8 protein-coding genes are annotated in these 17,300 nt (G+C 72.1%); 7 read left to right on the top strand and 1 reads right to left on the bottom strand.

Annotated elements, in window-relative coordinates; translation table 11 throughout:
• Window positions 1-173: 173 nt before the first annotated feature.
• Genes OG371_RS30905 through OG371_RS30920 form a run of 4 tightly spaced genes read left to right on the top strand, consistent with a single transcriptional unit; the run spans window position 174 to window position 6,041 of the window.
• A complete protein-coding gene (locus OG371_RS30905) occupies window positions 174-1,643 on the top strand; it encodes a pyridoxal phosphate-dependent decarboxylase family protein (RefSeq protein ID WP_329058966.1) in 1,470 nt (489 codons plus the stop codon).
• Complete coding sequence (locus OG371_RS30910; protein WP_329058967.1) at window positions 1,640-2,941, top strand: lysine N(6)-hydroxylase/L-ornithine N(5)-oxygenase family protein; 1,302 nt, start codon at window positions 1,640-1,642, stop codon at window positions 2,939-2,941. Before OG371_RS30905 ends, OG371_RS30910 begins: the two co-directional genes overlap by 4 nt.
• The gene (locus OG371_RS30915; protein WP_329058968.1) at window positions 2,938-4,731 is read left to right on the top strand and encodes an IucA/IucC family protein; all 1,794 of its coding nucleotides are present in this window, start codon (window positions 2,938-2,940) and stop codon (window positions 4,729-4,731) included. The genes OG371_RS30910 and OG371_RS30915 overlap by 4 nt, the downstream gene beginning before the upstream one ends.
• The gene (locus tag OG371_RS30920; RefSeq protein ID WP_329058969.1) at window positions 4,728-6,041 is read left to right on the top strand and encodes a glutamine synthetase; all 1,314 of its coding nucleotides are present in this window, start codon (window positions 4,728-4,730) and stop codon (window positions 6,039-6,041) included. Before OG371_RS30915 ends, OG371_RS30920 begins: the two co-directional genes overlap by 4 nt.
• 51 nt (window positions 6,042-6,092) lie before the next feature.
• Here the strand turns inward: OG371_RS30920 and OG371_RS30925 are convergent, their stop codons facing one another.
• The gene (locus tag OG371_RS30925; protein WP_329058971.1) at window positions 6,093-9,194 is read right to left on the bottom strand and encodes a GH92 family glycosyl hydrolase; all 3,102 of its coding nucleotides are present in this window, start codon (window positions 9,192-9,194) and stop codon (window positions 6,093-6,095) included.
• A 265-nt stretch (window positions 9,195-9,459) separates the two neighbouring features.
• Between OG371_RS30925 and OG371_RS30930 the strand changes: the two genes are divergently transcribed.
• The 3 genes from OG371_RS30930 (at window position 9,460) to OG371_RS30940 (ending at window position 17,298) form a co-directional block, all read left to right on the top strand.
• Complete coding sequence (locus tag OG371_RS30930) at window positions 9,460-13,827, top strand: glycoside hydrolase family 3 C-terminal domain-containing protein (protein WP_329058973.1); 4,368 nt, start codon at window positions 9,460-9,462, stop codon at window positions 13,825-13,827.
• 75 nt (window positions 13,828-13,902) lie between these two features.
• Window positions 13,903-15,315, top strand: coding sequence for a Si-specific NAD(P)(+) transhydrogenase (gene sthA, locus OG371_RS30935; RefSeq protein ID WP_329058974.1), 1,413 nt, complete (start codon window positions 13,903-13,905; stop codon window positions 15,313-15,315).
• Between the two features lie 69 nt (window positions 15,316-15,384).
• Window positions 15,385-17,298, top strand: a complete 1,914-nt coding sequence (locus tag OG371_RS30940; protein ID WP_329058976.1) for an intein-containing Rv2578c family radical SAM protein — start codon at window positions 15,385-15,387, stop codon at window positions 17,296-17,298.
• Window positions 17,299-17,300: the final 2 nt, after the last annotated feature.

A 17,300-nucleotide genomic window follows, 5' to 3' on the forward strand; every position in this document is an offset into this window, starting at 1 on the left:
ACCGGTGATCCGGCGTCCTGTGCACGAGGCGGGCCTGGTCAGGATCTCCCGAATGGGTGACGTAATCCGCGGTCCGGCCCCCCATGCTGGGAGGGGATGCCTACCCGGTCGCCTTCTGCCGGAGGGTGTCCGTATTGTTGCGCAGGGTAGGCAACCCTAAGAAAGGCGGCTCCATGGGTGTTGAGGCGGCAGCTGGTCTCAGCGGCGGGCGCGGCGGCGCGGAACGGCTCGGCGAGCTGATCCCGGTGGCCCTGCGCGGCCTCGCGAACGGGATCGCCGAGCGGGGCGGGCCGGTGCCGGCCGGCGGGCCGGCCGCGGTGGCGGCGGCGTTGGCCGCGGCCGGCGGCGGGACGGGAGTGCTGCCGCGCACCGGTGTGGGGGAGGAGCACGCACTCGAAGAACTCAGCGCCCTGCTCGCCGCCGGGTCCGCCGACCCCGCGGACCCGGCCTGCGCCGCGCACCTGCACTGCCCGCCGCTGGCCGTTTCGGTCGCCGCGGACGTGGTGGCCAGTGCGCTCAACCCGTCCATGGACTCGTGGGACCAGGCGCCGGTCGCCAGTGAGCTGGAACGGGAGTTCACCACGGGGATCGCGCGGCTCTGTTACCCGGCCGCCGCGGGGGCGGACGCCGTGGTGACGTCTGGTGGCACCGAGTCGAACTTGCTCGGACTGCTACTGGCGCGGGAGGCGAGCGGCATTGCCGTCCGGCCGGTGTGCGGGGCGAATTCCCACCACAGCGTCGCGCGCGCAGCTTGGCTGCTCGGGTTGCCCGCGCCCGTTGTCGTGGCTTGCGAGGACGATCGGATGGTCCCGTCCGCGCTGGCCGAGGCGCTCGCGAAACTGGGCGCGGCCGCCGTGGTTGTCGCGACCGCGGGCACCACCAACACCGGGCGGATCGACCCGCTGCCGGAGATCGCGGAGATCTGCCACCGCGCCGGGGCCCGGCTGCACGTCGACGCCGCGTACGGCGGAATGGCGCTGTGCAGCGAAACTCTCCGCCCGCGCGTTGCTGGACTGGAGCTGGCCGACTCGGTCGCCCTCGACATGCACAAGTTCGGCTGGCAGCCGGTCGCCGCCGGGCTGCTGGCCGCGCGCGACGGCGCCGACCTCGCCGCGCTCACCGTCCGCGCCGAGTACCTGAACGCCGACGACGACACCGAGGCCGGCCTGCCCGACCTGCTCGGCCGGTCGATCCGGACCTCGCGCCGCCCGGACGCGTTCCGGATGGCCGTGACCGTCCGTGCGCTCGGCACCGAGGGCATCGGCGCGCTCGTGGAACGCTGCTGTGCCACCGCGAACGGCGTGCACACACTCGTCGCCGCGCACCCCGGCCTGCGCTCCTGGGGAGCGCCAGAACTGTCCACTGTGGTCTTCCGCCCGCGGGTGGCCGACGAGCTGGGCGAATCGTCGGGTGACGAACTGGTGGCCCGCGTCCGCCGCTCCCTGCTGGAGTCGGGCACCGCGGTGATCGGCCGCGGCCTGCTGCCGACCGGGCCGGACGGCGCGCCGCAGCTGTGGCTCAAGCTCACCCTGCTGCACCCGCACACCGGCCCCGAGGACTACCGCCCGCTGCTGGACCGGGTGGCGGCCACCGCGGCGGCCGAGTGCGCCACCGTCGCGCGGCAGAGCCCGGTCGCCTCGTGAGGCGGTTCGATCTCGCGGGGGTCGGGATCGGGCCGTTCAACCTGTCGCTCGCGGCGCTGGCCGATCCGCTGGAGCAGCTGGACGTCGTGCTGTTCGACGCACGCCCGGAGTTCCGCTGGCATCCCGGGCTGCTGGTCGAGGGCGCGACGCTGCAGGTGCCGTTCCTGGCCGACCTGGTCTCGCTCGTCGACCCGACCAGCCGGCACTCGTTCCTCAACTACCTGCGCGAACGCGGCCGGCTGCTGCCGTTCTACTTCGCCGAGCGCTTCCACCTGCCGCGCGCGGAGTACGACGACTACGGCCGCTGGGCCGCCGCGCGCCTGCCGTCGTGCCGGTTCGGCCACGAGGTCACGGGCATTCGCTGGGCGGCGGCCGAAGAAGCGTTCGAGCTGACGGTCTCCGGCGAGGAGCCGGTGCTGGCGGCGTCGGTGGTGCTCGGGGTCGGCAGCACGCCGAACGTCCCGGTGTCGCTGCGGGAACTCGTCGCCGCGCCGGACGTGCTCGCGCTGCACTCCGCGGACTATCTGACCCACCGCGATGCCTTGCTGGCGGCGCAAACCGTGACGGTGGTCGGTTCGGGGCAGTCCGGCGCCGAGGTGTTCCTCGACCTGCTGCGGGCAAGATCCACTGTGGACGGCTTGCGCTGGCTCGCGCGCACCTCCGCGTTCGCGCCGATGGAGTACTCGAAGCTGGGGCTGGAGCAGTTCACCCCGGACTACACGGCGTACTTCCACGGCCTGCCCGAGGCGGTTCGAGACCGGCTGCTGCCCGAGCAATGGCAGCTGTACAAGGGAATCGACGCCGAGACCATCGCCGCGATCCACGACGAGCTGTACCGCCGTAGCATCGGCGGGGCGTGGCCCGGCGCCGCGCTCACCCCCGGCGTCGAGGTGGTTTCGGCGAGCGCGTTCGGCGACGGCATCGAACTCGGTTTGCGGCACGCGCAGCAGGACCGCACCGCCACGCACCGCACCGGCGCCGTCGTCTGCGCCACCGGGTACGCGGAAACGCCGACCAGGCCGCTGCTGTCCGGGCTGGGCGAGGCCGTCCAGCGAGACGGCCGGGGCCGGCTGGTCGTCGGCGAGGACTACCGGCTCGCGCTCGGCGGCGACGTCACCGGCTCGCTGTTCGTGCAGAACGCGGAGCGGCACACACACGGGCCCGGCGCGCCGGACCTCGGGCTCGGCGCCTGGCGCGCCGCCACGATCCTCAACGCGGTGTGCGGCAAGGCGGTTTACGAGCTGCCCGCGCGCACCGCGTTCACCACGTTCGGCCTCGAGACCACGGAGGACCTGTGACCCTGACTGACTCTGCCGCTTGGCGCGCCGCGGGTTCCCTTGTCGTGCACAAGATGCTGGGCGAGCTGTCGTACGAGGCGATGCTCGTGCCGAAACCCGGCGAGGCGACCAGCGCCGGGCACCGCACCTGGCGGCTGGAGCTGCCCGGCGACGTCTCGTACCGCTTCGAGGCCCGGCGCGGCGCGTTCGAGTCCTGGACGGTCCGGCCGGGCAGCGCGGTCCGGGCCGCCGGCGACGCCGAGGCGCCGGCCGACGACCCGCGCACGCTGGTCGTCGACGCGCGGGAAACGCTGGGGCTGACCGGGCTCCGGCTGGCCGACGTCCTCGCGGAGCTGACCGCGACGGTCGCGAACGAGGCGGCCCGCCTGCGCCGCGCGCCCACCGCCGCCGAACTGTCCACGATGGACTACAACCTCGCCGACGGGCACCTCACCGGGCATCCGCGGCTGGTGCTCAACAAGGGCCGGGTCGGCTTCTCCGCCGCCGACCGCGCGCGGTACGCGCCCGAGGCCGGCGCCGACCTCCGGTTGCGCTGGTTCGCCGTGCACCGCGACCTCGCCGAGTTCCGCTGCACCGCCGGGCTGACCGAGTCCGAGCTGCTGGCGGCCGAGCTGGACGACGCCGAGCGGGCGGCGTTCACCGCGCGGGTCGCCGAGGTCGGCGAGGCTGCCGACTACCTGTGGGTGCCCGTGCATCCTTGGCAGGCGGACGAAATCCTCGGCACGCTCTACTCGGCGGAGCTGGCGACCGGGCGGCTGGTGGACCTCGGCGACGGCGGCGACGCGTACCGTCCACATCAGACCGTGCGCACGCTGGCCAACACCTCGCGGCCGGACCGGCACGACGTGAAGACCGCGGTTTCGGTGCGCAACACGCTGGTCTACCGCGGGCTGAACTCCGCGGCCACGCTGGCCGGGCCGTCGGTCACCGAGTGGCTGCGCCGGATCGACGCGGCCGACCCGCTGCTGTCGCGCGAGTACCGGTTCGAACTGCTCGGCGAGGTCGCCAGCGTTTCGGTGCGGCACCCGCTTTTCGGCGCGCTGGAAGAACTGCCGTACCGCTTCCACGAGACGCTGGGCGCGTTGTGGCGCGAGCCGCTCGTCGCGCGGCTCGGCGAGGGGGAGCAGGCGATCTCGTTCGCCGCGCTGCCGTACCGCGACGCCGACGGCCGGTCAGTGCTCGCCGGGCTGATCGAGCGCGCGGGCCACGGCGCCGAACAGTGGTGCGCGCGGCTGTTCGACCTGCTGCTCACGCCGTTGCTCCAGTGGCTGTTGCGGTACGGCGTCGGGTTCTGCCCGCACGGCCAGAACCTGATCCTCGTGATCGACGCCGACGGCTGGCCGCTGCGCGTGGCGGTCAAGGACTTCGCGCAGGGCGTCGACCTGCTCGACGAGGAACTGCCCTGTTACGCGGACCTCCCGCCGGAGGCGAACGCCGACATGCTGCGCTGGCCGGCGCACCTGCTCGCGCAATCGCTGTTCAGCTCGGTGTTCTCCGGGCAGCTGCGGTTCTGGGCCGAGATCCTGCTCGACGACCTGGCCTTGCCGCGCGGGGTGTTCTGGGGGCTGGTGCGCGCGGTCGTCGGCCGCTACCGCGACCAGAACCCGGACGTCGCCGCGCGGTTTGACGCGTGCCGTCTGTTCGCGCCGGACGTGGAGCGTGTGACGCTGAACCGCGAGCACTTCGCCGGTCAGGGCTTCGACAAGGTGGAGCGCGACGACGAGTTCGACGTCCGGTGGGGCCGGGTGCCGAACCCGCTGCACACGCCGGACCCGGACGGCGCCTGGTGACGCCGCTCGCGCGTCCGGTCGGGCCGCGTTCGCTGGCCGCGCGGGCTTCGGCCGGCGCGGCCGCGGGGGAGATCCTGCGGCGGGTGCTCGACGACGACGGCACCCGCTTGCTCCTGCTGGTGCCCGATCCGCACGCGCGGTTCGCCGCGGCCGAGGTCGGCGGGCCGTTCGCCGCCGAAATGCTGGATGACGGGTACGGCGTGTGCAGCTACGTGTTCGCCTGGACCCCGGAGCGGGAGCCGCTGCCCGACGGTGGCGCGCTTTCGCCGTACCTCGGCGGTTTCGGCGACCTGCGGATGCGCCCGGACCCGGCCACAGCGCTCCCGCTTGGCGACCGGACGTGGGCGGTGGTGTGCGACGCGGAGTGGCCCTCGGGCGAGCCGGCCGGGCTGGCGCCGCGATCCGTGCTGCGGGCGCAGCTGGCGGCGTTGGAGGAGCACGGGCTGGTGCCGTCGGCGGGACTGGAGCACGAGGTCGTCTTCCGGGATGCCGATGGCGCACCGCTGACCTCGCACGGCGTCGACTACGCACTCGGCGGCACCGAACGGCTCGCGCCCCTGCTCGCTTCGCTGCGGGAAGCGGCCGCGGGCCTCGGCGTGGAGTCCGCGCGCGCCGAATGCCACCCGGGCCAGTACGAGGTCGTGCTGCGGCACCGCGACCCGCTGGCGGCCTGCGACGACGCGTTGTTGCTGCAGCTGCTCACCCGCCGCGTCGCCGCCCGGCACGACGTCCGCGCCGACTACCTGGCCGCGCCGGAGCCCGGGCAGGGCAACTCGTGCCACGTCCACCTGTCACTGTCCACAGTGGAGGGTCCGGCGCTGCTTTCCGGCCAGTTGGGCGCTTTTCTGGCCGGTGTGCTGCGTGACGCACGCGCGCTGACCGCCGTATGGGCCCCGACGTGGAACAGCTACACCCGGCTGCGGACGGCGTCGTTCTCACCCCGGGTGCTCCGTTGGGGCCCGGACGACCGCACCGCCTCCGTCCGGCTGTGCGGGCCGCCCGCGTCGCCGAGGCTGGAGTTCCGTTTCGCGGGCGCGGACGCGCAGCCGCACCTGGTGCTCGCGGCCCTGCTGGCGTCGGGCCGGGCGGGCGTCGAGGAGGAGCTGAGCCCGCCGTCGGCCGGGGTCGAGGTGGGTTCGCTGGCGCCGACGCCGTGGGAGGCGCTGGCGGCGCTGGAGGAGGGGCGGGTGGCAGAGTTGCTGGGGGAGGACGTCGTCGAGCAACAGGCGGCGCTGCTGCGCGACGAGATCGCGGCGGGCCTGGACGGCGTCACGGACTTCCACCGGCGCCGCGGTTCCCTGCGATCCTGACTCGTGAGTGGCTATGCCGGTTCTAACCGTCATAGACACTCACGAGCTTTTTCAGTCGCCCGGGCAGAGGTGCAGTGCCAGCACGTTCCCGCCCGACACGCTCACGTGCACCCGCGACACCACGAAGCCGGCGCCGACCGAGAGCCGGAAGTCGGCGCTCCCGTTCTCGCGGTTGCCGAAGCCGGCGTCCGGGAGGGTGAACGTCGCCGTCTTCCAGGTGCCGGTCCCGGTATTGGTCACCGACGAACTTCCCTTGTACGGCTGGTTCGGATCGCTGGAGTCGTACTGGACGTTCCACGTGCCGGTGCCCTGATCGAGGTAGTCGACGTCGATCGTCGCGGTGTACTGGGTGCCGCCCGGCACCAGGTCGTCCGTGACGCCGAAGTACAGGTAACCGTCCGAAGTGGACCGTCCGGACCGGCCGGCGACGGTGACCGGCGTCGAGTGCCCGTCGCCGTTGTCGAGCCGCTGCAGGCCGCATTCGGTGTCGCTCGCGCCGAGTGTGTCGCACGTCGTGGCCTTGCCGTCGGCGGCCGGCACCGTGACGGTGATCGTGCCGCCCGGCAACGCGTGCCCCGCCGCGTCGGTGAAGCCCACCGGCACGGGGTGGTAGCCCGAAGGCGCGTCCGCGGCGACCGCGACGGTGACCCCGGCGGAACTGCCGGGGCGCAGGACTCCGGACGACGGCGTCACAGTGATCCCAGCCGGCGGCTGGGCCTTCCAGCGCACGGGATCGGACCGGCCGCCGGCACTGACCACGCCGATCGTCGCCGGGAAGCTCGCGCCCTGCGCCGTGCGCACCTGGCCGGTCGGGCTGGTGTAGCCGATGGCCGCGACCTGTCCCTCCGGATAGGACGGTGGCGCCGAGGTCGCGCCCCAGGAGCCGGCCTGCGCGGAGAGGTCGAACTTCAGCGTGGCCCCGGTCCGCAGCGCCGAGGGCGGCAGGTACGTCCGGTCCCACCGCTTGCCGTCGACCGAGAGGCCGGTGACGTACGGGTGATCCGCGGCCGCGGCCGGGGCGTCGATCGTGATCGAGCGCCCGTTCGCCAGGTGCAGCACCGCCTTCGGGAACAGCGGGCTGGCGAACGCGAGGTCGGTCGTGCCCGGCGTCACCGGGTAGAGCCCGAGCGCGGCCCAGACGTACCAGGACGACTGCGCGCCGAGGTCGTCGTTGCCGGGCTCGCCGTTGGGCGTCGCCGAGAACAGCTGCGTCTCGATCCGCCGGACCACCTCCTGGGTCTGCCACGGCCGGCCGGTGTAGTCGTACAGCCACGGCGTCGCGAAGTCGGGTTCGTTGCCGGACCACTGGTTCGGCAGGTTCGGCCCGGTGTTGAGCAGCTGGAAGAACGCGTCCGCCCGCTGGTTCACCGCGGCGGGCCCGCCCATCGCCGTGATCAGCCCGGCCATGTTCTGCGGCACGAGGTAGTTGTACTGCGCGGCATTGCCCTCGTCGAAGCCGTTCTGCCCGAACTGTCCGGGCGGCGGCGCCACGAAACCCGGTCCGGCCGGGAACGCGCCCGTGCTGTCCTTGGGCCGCAGGTAGCCGGTGCCGCCGTCGAAGATGTTCTGCCAGTTCTGCGAGCGGCCGGCGTACGTGTGCGCGGTGCCGCGCTGGCCGATCGCCCCCGCGAACTGTGAGATCGCGAAGTCGTCGACCGCGTACTCCAGCGTCTGCGATGCGCCGGTGCGGACGTGGCCCTGCTCGGCCCGGTCGTTGGGCACGTAGCCGAAGTTCTGGTAGTCGACGACGCCTTCCCGTTCCTGGTAAGGGAAATCGGGCGGGGCGGGCGTGGTCGCGCCCTTCAGCATGTACTTCAGCGCCGTCGCTGTGTCGAAGTCCTGGGCGCCGAAGGCGTGCAGCGACGCGAGGAACGGCGTGACGTTGTCGCCGTTCATGACCCCGGATTCGCCGTTCATCACCGGCCACTTCGGCAGCCAGCCGAACTGCCCGGCGTCGTTGACCAGCGACTGCGCGAGGTCGCTGCCCACGTCCGGCAGCAGCAGCGCCTGCAGCGCGGCGAGACAGCGGTAGGTGTCCCACAGCGAGTAGTTCGCGTACTGGACGCGCTGGTGCCCGCTCACAGTGTGGACCTTCGCGTCGAAGCCGGGGTAGCGGCCGTCGACGTCGCTGAACGTCGTCGGGTACAGCAGCGAGTGGTAGAGCGAGGTGTAGAACGTCTTCAGCTGGTCCGCGGTGCCGCCGCCCACCTGGATGCGGGACAGGACGCCGTCCCACTGCTTGCGCGCGGCCGCCTCGACCGGCGCGAGGTCCCAGCCGGGGATCTCGGCGGCCATGTTCCGCTGCGCGCCTTCGGTGCTGACGAAGGAGATCGCGACCTTCACGTGCAGGACCTGGTTCGCCCGGGTGTCGAACGTCAGGTACCCGCCGGCGTGCGGCGAGGAGACGTCGATCGACGTCCCCGGCGAGCCGACCGTGGTCCCGTCCCAGCCGCCGGCCGCGGTGAACGGCCGGTCGAACTGCAGCGCGTAGTAGATCGTGTAGCTGTTCTGGTGCCCGCAGAACTGGCCGGTCGAGGCCGAGCCGACCACCTCGTGGTCGCCGATCGTCCGCACGGCCGCGGCCTGGTTGCCGTTGAGGCTGGCACCCGCCTTCACCAGCAGCTGCGCCTTGTCGGTGGCGGGGAAAGCCAGTGCCGCCAGGCCCGTGCGCGTCGCCGAGGTCAGGTCGGCGCGGACGCCGGAGTCGGCCAGCGTCACGCCGTACTCGCCGGTCCGGGCCACTTCGGTGTCGTGGGAGAACTTTTCCGTGCGGTCCCACGGAGCGGTACCCACGTCGCCGACCACCGGCAGGATGGGCACGTCGCCGAACTGGCTGCAGCCGACCGAGGCGTGCGTGAGGCTGAACCCGCGGATCTGGTCGCTGTCATGGGAATAACCGGCGTACGCGCCCGGTGTGTCCGGGCTCCACTGGAGCATGCCGAACGGCACGGCCGGGCCGGGGAAGTTGTTGATCTGGCCGACTTGCTCCCCGCCGTTGCCGGTCCCGATCATCGGGTCGACGTACTGCGCGGGGTTCGTGACGAGCGACGCTTCGGGCGCGGCCGTGGCGACCGGCGTGGCGACGCCGAGCGTGAGCAAGGCCGCCGCCGCGGCGAGCAGGAGCCGCCGGGATCGGGTGGGGACACGGTGCATGGCAAGCCTCCGAAGTCGCGGGTGGCGCCGAGAACCTGCTGCCGCCCCTGACCTGACAACGCTGTCAGGAGCGTCTCGAAGTCTCGGTTTCCGCGGGGGCTTTGTCAATGGAGAAGCCGCGCGACCCGATCTTGCGGAAACTTTGCGTCGCCTTTTTTCGGCTTCCGGACAAAGAAGGCGACAAATACCGGGAATCCTTGACTTTCCCCGCCGGGCAACGGAACTCTGAGCCGTGCCTGAGTCCTGGTCCCCGCGGAGGTTTCTCATGGCCCACACGCGTCCCGCTCGCCGGTCCATGGCTTTCGCCGTTGTCGCGCTGAGTGGGATCACGCTCGCCGTCGCCGTGATGAACGGCTCCGCGGCGGCGGCGCCACCCCCGCCGGTCTACCGCGACACCCAGCACAGCTTCGCCGAGCGCGCGGCGGATCTGGTGTCCCGCATGACGTTGCCGGAGAAGGTGCAGCAGCTGCACACCAACAACGCGCCGGCCATCCCGCGGCTCGGGGTGCAGCAGTACACCTACTGGAGCGAGGGCCAGCACGGTCTGAACCGGCTTGGCGCCGACGCCGGCGCGGGCGGCCAGGGCGACGTCGACAACGTGCACTCGACCAGCTTCCCGGTGAACTTCGCCGCCGCGATGTCGTGGGACCCGGCATTGACCTACTCCGAGACGACCGCGATTTCGGACGAGGCCCGCGGATTTCTGGACAAATCGCTTTTCGGCACCGGCCAGAACAACATCGGCCCGGACGTCAACGACTACGGCGACCTGACCTACTGGGCGCCGACGGTCAACCTGGACCGCGACCCGCGCTGGGGCCGCACCGACGAGGCGTTCGGCGAGGACCCGTACCTCGTCGCGCAGATGGCCGGCGCGTTCGTCAACGGCTACCAGGGCAACAAGCCCGACGGCAGCCCGATGACGCCGTACCTCAAGGTCGCCGCGACGGTGAAGCACTACGCGCTCAACAACGTCGAGGACAACCGGCTGTCCGGCGACTCGGTCACCACCGAGGCGGACCTGCACCAGTACTACCTCAAGCAGTTCCAGAAGCTGGTCCAGGACGATCACGCCGCCGGGCTGATGACCTCGTACAACGCGATCAACGGCACGCCCGGCGCGGTCAACACCTACCTGGTGAACCAGCTGGCCCAGCGCACCTTCGGGTTCGACGGCTACACCACGTCCGACTGCGACGCGATCCAGACGGCGTGGGAGCCGCCGCCGGGCGGGCACCTCTGGGCCGCGCCGGGCTGGAAGTCCTCGGTCTCCGGCGCGCAGGTGATCTGGACCAATACGGCGACCGGCGCGACCATCCCGGCCGCCGCGGGCGCGGAGGCGTACGGGCTGCGCGCCGGGACCCAGCTCAACTGCACCGGTGATCAGGCCACGCTGACCAACATCCAGTCCGCGATCGGCGCGGGCATCCTGTCCGAGGGCGTGCTCGACGCGGACCTCGTCCGGCTGTTCACCATGCGGATGGCCACCGGCGAGTTCGACCCGCCCGCCCAGGTGGGCTACACGAAGATCGACAAGTCGGTGATCGAAAGCCCGGCGCACCAGGACCTCGCGACCAAGGTGGCCGACAACTCCCTGGTACTGCTGAAGAACGCGGCGGTGCCGGGCAGCGGGCCGGTGCTGCCGGCCGACCCGGCGAAGACGAGCAAGGTCGTCGTCCTCGGCGATCTGGCGAACACCGTGACGCTCGGCGGGTACAGCGGCCAGCCGACGCACACGGTGAACCCGGTCGAGGGCATCAAAGCCGCGCTCCCGAACGCTTCCGTCGTGTTCGACGCGGCGGGCACGTCGACCACGGCCACCACACCCGCGACACTGAGCGACGCCACGAAGGCCGCCGTCAAGGCCGCCGACCTGGTCCTGATCTTCGCCGGCACGGACCACTCCTCGGCGAGTGAGGGCCGCGACCGGGCGAACCTCGCGATGCCCGGCAACTACGCCTCCCTGATCGACCAGGTGACGGCGCTGGGCAACCCGCGCACAGCGCTCGCGCTCCAGACGCTCGGCCCGGTCGCGCTCGGCGACCTCCAGGCGAAGGTGCCCGCGATCCTGTTCAGCGGCTACAACGGGCAGAGCCAGGGCACGGCGCTCGCGGACGTGCTGTTCGGCAAGCAGAACCCGGACGGGCACCTCGACTTCACCTGGTACACCGGCGATTCGCAGCTGCCGCCGATGCAGGACTACGGGCTGAACGCCGCCAGCACCGGCGGACTCGGCCGGACCTACCAGTACTTCACCGGCGCGCCCACGTACCCCTTCGGCTACGGCCTCGGCTACAGCACGTTCCGGATCTCGAACGTCACGGCCGACCGCCGGTCGGTGGCCCCGGACGGCACGGTGAACGTCGGCCTCGACGTCACGAACACCGGCCCGCGCAAGGGAACCACGGTGGCGCAGCTGTACGTGGCCTCGCCCGGGGCCGGCACCGGTGACGTCCCGTTGCAGCGGCTTGCCGGGTTCCGCAAGACCCAGCCGCTCGATCCCGGCCAGACGCAGCACGTGGTGCTGCCGGTGAAGGTCTCCGACCTCGCGCTGTGGGACACCGCGCATTCACGCGAGGCGGTGGCGCCCGGGACGTACCAGTTCCGGGTCGGCACCGACGCGGCGACCATCGTGGCCCACCAGGACGTGCAGGTGACCGGCGCCGCCAAGCCGAAGGTGCGGAGCGTGACCGTGCAGCCGGAGTCGGTCGTGTACCACCCCAGGCAGACCTTCGACCTGGCCGGGCGGAACCGCTGGCTGGCCGACGACACGAACCCGGCCGAGGAGCCGGACCGCAACCTGGGCATCGCCGCGGACAAGGTGGTCGAGGCGGTGAACGACGACCAGTCCTTTGTGGACCTCAGTCGCGCCGCGGTCAGCTACCGCAGCAGCAATCCGGCGGTCGCGAGCGTGGACCGCAACGGGTCCGTGCGGGCGATCAAGGACGGCGTCGCGACCATCACCGCGACCGTCAACGGCGTCTCGGGCTCGGCGCCGATCGTCGTGCAGGGGACGCTGACGAGCACGGTGCCCTCGATCCTGGCGGCGGCCACCTCGGGCACCGCCTCGGCCACGTTCACCAACGGCGACACGAAGGACGTGCGTGACCTCGCCGTCTCGATCACGGCGCCGGCGGGCTGGACGGCCACCCCCGCGGGCCCGACCACCTACGCCCGCGTGCCCGCGGGCGGCTCGGTCACGGTGAAGTGGACCCTGGGCGCGAGCGCGGCCGTCAAGCCCGGCTCTTACCCGATCGGGTTCACGGCGAAGTCGAGCGCCGGCTCGTTCAGCTCCAGCGGCGGCGTCAAAGTGCCTTATCCGTCAGTGGAAGCGGCGTACGGCAACACCGGGATCAGCAACGACAACGCGCCGGCGGCCGGCGCGTTCGACGGCAGCGGGCTGAACTATTCGGCGCAGGCGCTGGCCGCGGCCGGGTTCTCACCGGGGCAGGCCGTCACCGCGGGCGGGATCGGCTTCACCTGGCCGCGGCCGAACGTGCCGGACAACATCGTCGCCGGCGGGCAGGTGCTGCCGGTGAGCGGCCGGGGCGCGCTGCTCGGGTTCCTCGGCTCGAGCGCGTTCGGCAGCACTTCGGCGCCGGGCACGATCGTCTACAGCGACGGCAGCACCCAGGCGTACACGCTGTCCTTCGCCGACTGGTGGGCGGGCGGCGCGTCGCCGGGGACCTCGATCGCGGCGACCACGCCGTACCTCAACACCGGGCCGAACAGCGCGCGCCAGAACCAGAACGTGCACGTGTACCTGGCCTGGGCCGCGCTCGACCCGGCCAAGACCGTGCAGTACGTGATCCTGCCCGACACCGCGGCGGGCCAGGCGCCGAACGCCCCGGCGGCACACGTGTTCGCGGTCGGCCTCGGGGCCGCCGCCCAGTCCGCGACCGTCGGCGCCGCGTTCGGCGACCCGGACAGCACGCACGGATTGGTGGTGCAGAACGGCGGAGACGGCAGCACCACGGCGACGACGGCGGGCGGCCTGCCCGCCCGGACGACCGCGGCCGGGTCCTCGTACATCTACCTCGACCTCGACGACGGAGTGGTGCCCGGCGGCGGCTACCAGGCGACCGCGTACGTCAGCTACTTCGACCACGGCACCGGCGGCTGGAACCTGCACTACGACTCGTTCGCCGACGTCCCCAACAACGCCTACCGCGACTCGGCCTGGGTCACCGACACGAACACGGACACGTGGAAGACCGCGGTGCTCCCGCTGCCCGACGCGGCGTTCTCCAACCGGGAGAACAACCATGCCGATCTGCGCCTGAACATCGGCACCGGCGAGCAGTCGATCGGCCGCGTCGCGGTGACGGTCGGCGGCGGCAACGTCGTGCCGATCAGCCTGGTGACGGCCCAGCCGGGCGCGCCGGTCGTGACCCAGCAGCCGCAGGACGCGACGGCGGCCCCCGCTACGTTCACGGCGTACGCCCTCGGCGACCCGGCACCACTCGTTCGCTGGCAGGCCATGGCGGCCGGGGGTCAGTGGGCGGACGTCCCGGACGCGACGGCCACCACGCTGACGGTCGCGCAGCCAGTGGAAGGCACGCAGTACCGGGCGGTGTTCACGAACCTCGCCGGCGCCACGACGTCGGACGCGGCCACGGTGCACGTGCCGTAGCGCCGCGGTGAACGGCCTGGACTCCGCGCGCCCGGGGGGTTGCGCGGCGGCGGGGGAGTGCGCAGGCTTCAGCAGGTGAGCGAACACGAGTACGACCTCATCGTCATCGGCTCGGGGCCCGGCGGGCAGAAGGCGGCCATCGCCGCCGCGAAGCTGGGGAAGAAGGTGGCGGTCGTCGACCGGCACGACATGGTCGGCGGGGTGTGCGTCAACACCGGCACGATCCCGTCCAAGACACTGCGCGAAGCGGTGCTCTACCTGACCGGCATGAACCAGCGGGAGCTCTACGGGGCGAGCTACCGCGTCAAACAGGACATCACCATCGCCGACCTGCTGGCCCGCACCCAGCACGTGGTGGGGCGCGAGGTACAGGTGGTGCGTTCGCAGCTGCTGCGCAACCACGTCGACCTGGTCGCGGGCACCGGCTCGTTCGCCGACCCGCACACGATCATGGTCGAGGGCCGCCATCCGGGCGACCGCCGCACCATCACCGGCGACTACGTGGTGATCGCCACCGGCACCCGCCCGGCCCGCCCCGCGCACGTCGACTTCGACGCCGCGCGGGTGCTCGACTCCGACGAGATCCTGCGGCTGGAGCAGATCCCGTCCTCGCTCGTCGTGGTCGGCGCCGGGGTGATCGGGATCGAGTACGCGTCGATGTTCGCCGCGCTCGGCTCGCGCGTGACCGTGGTGGAGCAGCGCGACCAGATGCTCGGCTTCTGCGACCCGGAGATCGTCGAGTCGCTGAAGTTCCAGCTGCGCGACCTCGGCGTCACCTTCCGCTTCGGGGAGAAGGTCGCGAACGTGGCGGTTTCCGCCGATTCCACCGTCACCACCCTGGTGAGCGGCAAGCGCATCCCGGCCGACGGCGTCATGTACTCCGCGGGCCGCCAGGGCGTCACCGGCGAGCTGGCGCTGGAGAACGCGGGCCTGATGGCCGACGAGCGCGGCCGGCTGGCCGTGGACGAGCACTACCGCACCGGGGTCGAGCACGTCTACGCGGTCGGTGACGTGATCGGGTTTCCGGCGCTGGCCGCGACCTCGATGGACCAGGGCCGCCTCGCCGCGTACCACGCGTTCGGCGAGCGGGCGAACGGCTTGGGCGCGCTGCAGCCGATCGGGATCTACACCATCCCGGAGATCTCGTACGTCGGCGCCACGGAGGCGCAGCTGACGTCGTCCTCGGTGCCGTACGAGATCGGCATCTCGCGCTACCGCGAGCTGGCGCGCGGGCAGATCACCGGTGACAGCTACGGAATGCTGAAGCTGCTGGTGTCCACAACGGACCGCAAGCTGCTGGGCGTGCACGTGTTCGGCACCGGCGCCACGGACCTCGTGCACATCGGCCAGGCGGTGATGGGCTGCGGCGGCACCGTCGACTACCTGGTCGACGCGGTGTTCAACTACCCGACGCTGTCCGAGGCGTACAAGGTCGCGGCCCTGGACGCGACGAACAAGATCCGGGCGTTGGAGCGATTCCCCGTGTGACCAGCGTCGCGAGCGGACCGTTCGAACATATGTTTGACAGCGTTCTAGAACATGTGTTCGACTGGACGGGTGCGATGGGAACGGCAGCGGGCAGGGGAGGGTGAGCCGGTCCTGCCAGGCCTGGACGGCCTGGTGCGGTCGGTGCGATCACCGGAGTTCGACGGCGTCACCTTTCACGAGGTGCACGCCCGGTCGGTGCTGAACAAGGTGCCGGGGGCGTCCCCGGTGCCGTTCCGGTGGACGGTGAACCCGTACCGGGGCTGCTCGCACGCGTGCACGTACTGCCTCGACGGCGGCACCCCGGTGCTGCTGGCCGACGGGCGGGCCAAGCCGATCGCCGACCTGGCCGTGGGCGAGGCGATTCTCGGCACGCGCGGCCACGGCGTCGCGCGACGGCTGGTGCCCACCGAGGTGCTGGCGCACTGGACCACGGTGCGCGAGGCGTACCGCGTGACCCTTGACGACGGCACCATGCTCGTCACCGGGCCGGACCACCGGTTCCTCAGCGCACGCGGGTGGAAGTACGTGACCGGCAGCAAACTCGGCACGGCGCAGCGGCCGCACCTCGAGGCAGGCACGGAACTGGTCGGCGGCGGCCGGTTCGCGCGCACGCCGGACGACACGCTCGGCTACCGCGCCGGGTACCTGTGCGGGATGCTGCGCTCCGGCGGTTTCGCGGCGGAGCCGGACGCGGCCGCGCGGGCGCTCGAGTACCTGCCGGACTTCGGCTCCTCGGTGGGGTTCATGCGCATCCCGCCGCAGCCGGACGCGCACTGGTCCCGCGGGTTCCTCGCCGGGCTGTTCGACCTCGCGGGCTCCTACCGCCGCGGGGTGCTGTCGATCGCACACGACGAGACGGACGTGGTGGACACGCTTTTCGAAGCGCTGGAACGGTTTTCCTTCGATTACGAGACGGTGGGCCACCGCGGCCACCCGGGCCGGCGCGTGGCGCGGCTGTCCGGCGGCACCGCCGAGGTGCTGCGGTTCCTGCACCTGGCCGACCCGGCCGTGGCCTGGAAGCGCTCGCTCGACGGGACGACCATCGGCTCGGTGCGGCGCACCGTCACGGCGGTGGAATCGCTGGGCCTGGAGCTGCCGCTGTACGACATCACCACCGGCACCGGGGACTTCGTGGCCGACGGCATGGTGTCCCACAACTGCTTCGCCCGCAACACCCACACCTACCTCGATTTCGACGCGGGCCACGACTTCGACACCCAGGTGGTGGTGAAGATCAACGCGCCGGAAGTGCTTGCGGCGCAACTGAAGCGGCCCGGCTGGCAGCGAGAGCACGTGGCCATGGGCACGAACACCGACCCGTACCAGCGCGCGGAGGGCCGCTACCGGCTGATGCCCGGGATCATCCGCGCGCTGGCGGACTCGGGCACCCCGCTGTCGATCCTGACGAAGGGCACGGTGCTGACCCGGGACCTGCCCCTGCTGGAATCCGTGGCGAAGGACGTCCCGGCGGGCCTGGCGGTCTCGATCGCGCTGCTGGACCGGGAGTTGCAGCACCGTCTGGAGCCGGGCACACCGAGCCCCCAGGCGCGGCTGGACCTGGTCCGCAAGGCCCGCGCGGCGGGCCTCCCGTGCGCCGTGCTGGTCGCCCCGGTCCTGCCGTGGCTGACGGACTCGGTCGAGGCCTTGGACGCCCTGTTCGCGAGCCTCGCTGAAGCCGGGGCCACCAGCGTCAGCGTGCTGCCGCTGCATTTGCGCCCCGGCGCGCGCGAGTGGTTCGCCTCGTGGCTGGGCCGCACGCACCCCGCGCTGGTCCCGCGGTACAAACGCTTGTACTCCCGCGGCGCCTACGTGGATCGCGGCTACCGCGAACGCCTGGGCGAACGCGTCGGGCCACTCCTGCGGCGCCACGGTCTCGCGCCTCGGAACGAGGACGATCCCCAGCCACCGCGGCGGTTCGCGGGGGTGCCGGAACCCCGGGCGGAGGAGGTGACGCCGGAAGCTGAACAACTCCGCTTGCTGTGACT

The sequence above is a fragment of the Amycolatopsis sp. NBC_01480 genome (assembly GCF_036227205.1).
GTDB lineage: Bacteria > Actinomycetota > Actinomycetes > Mycobacteriales > Pseudonocardiaceae > Amycolatopsis.

Bases quoted from the DNA above. Each gene is read 5' to 3' on its own strand.
- OG371_RS30905 (WP_329058966.1), top strand. From the start codon at position 174: ATGGGTGTTGAGGCGGCAGCTGGTCTCAGCGGCGGGCGCGGCGGCGCG.
- OG371_RS30930 (WP_329058973.1), top strand. From the start codon at position 9,460: ATGGCCCACACGCGTCCCGCTCGCCGGTCCATGGCTTTCGCCGTTGTC.
- OG371_RS30925 (WP_329058971.1), bottom strand. From the start codon at position 9,194: ATGCACCGTGTCCCCACCCGATCCCGGCGGCTCCTGCTCGCCGCGGCG.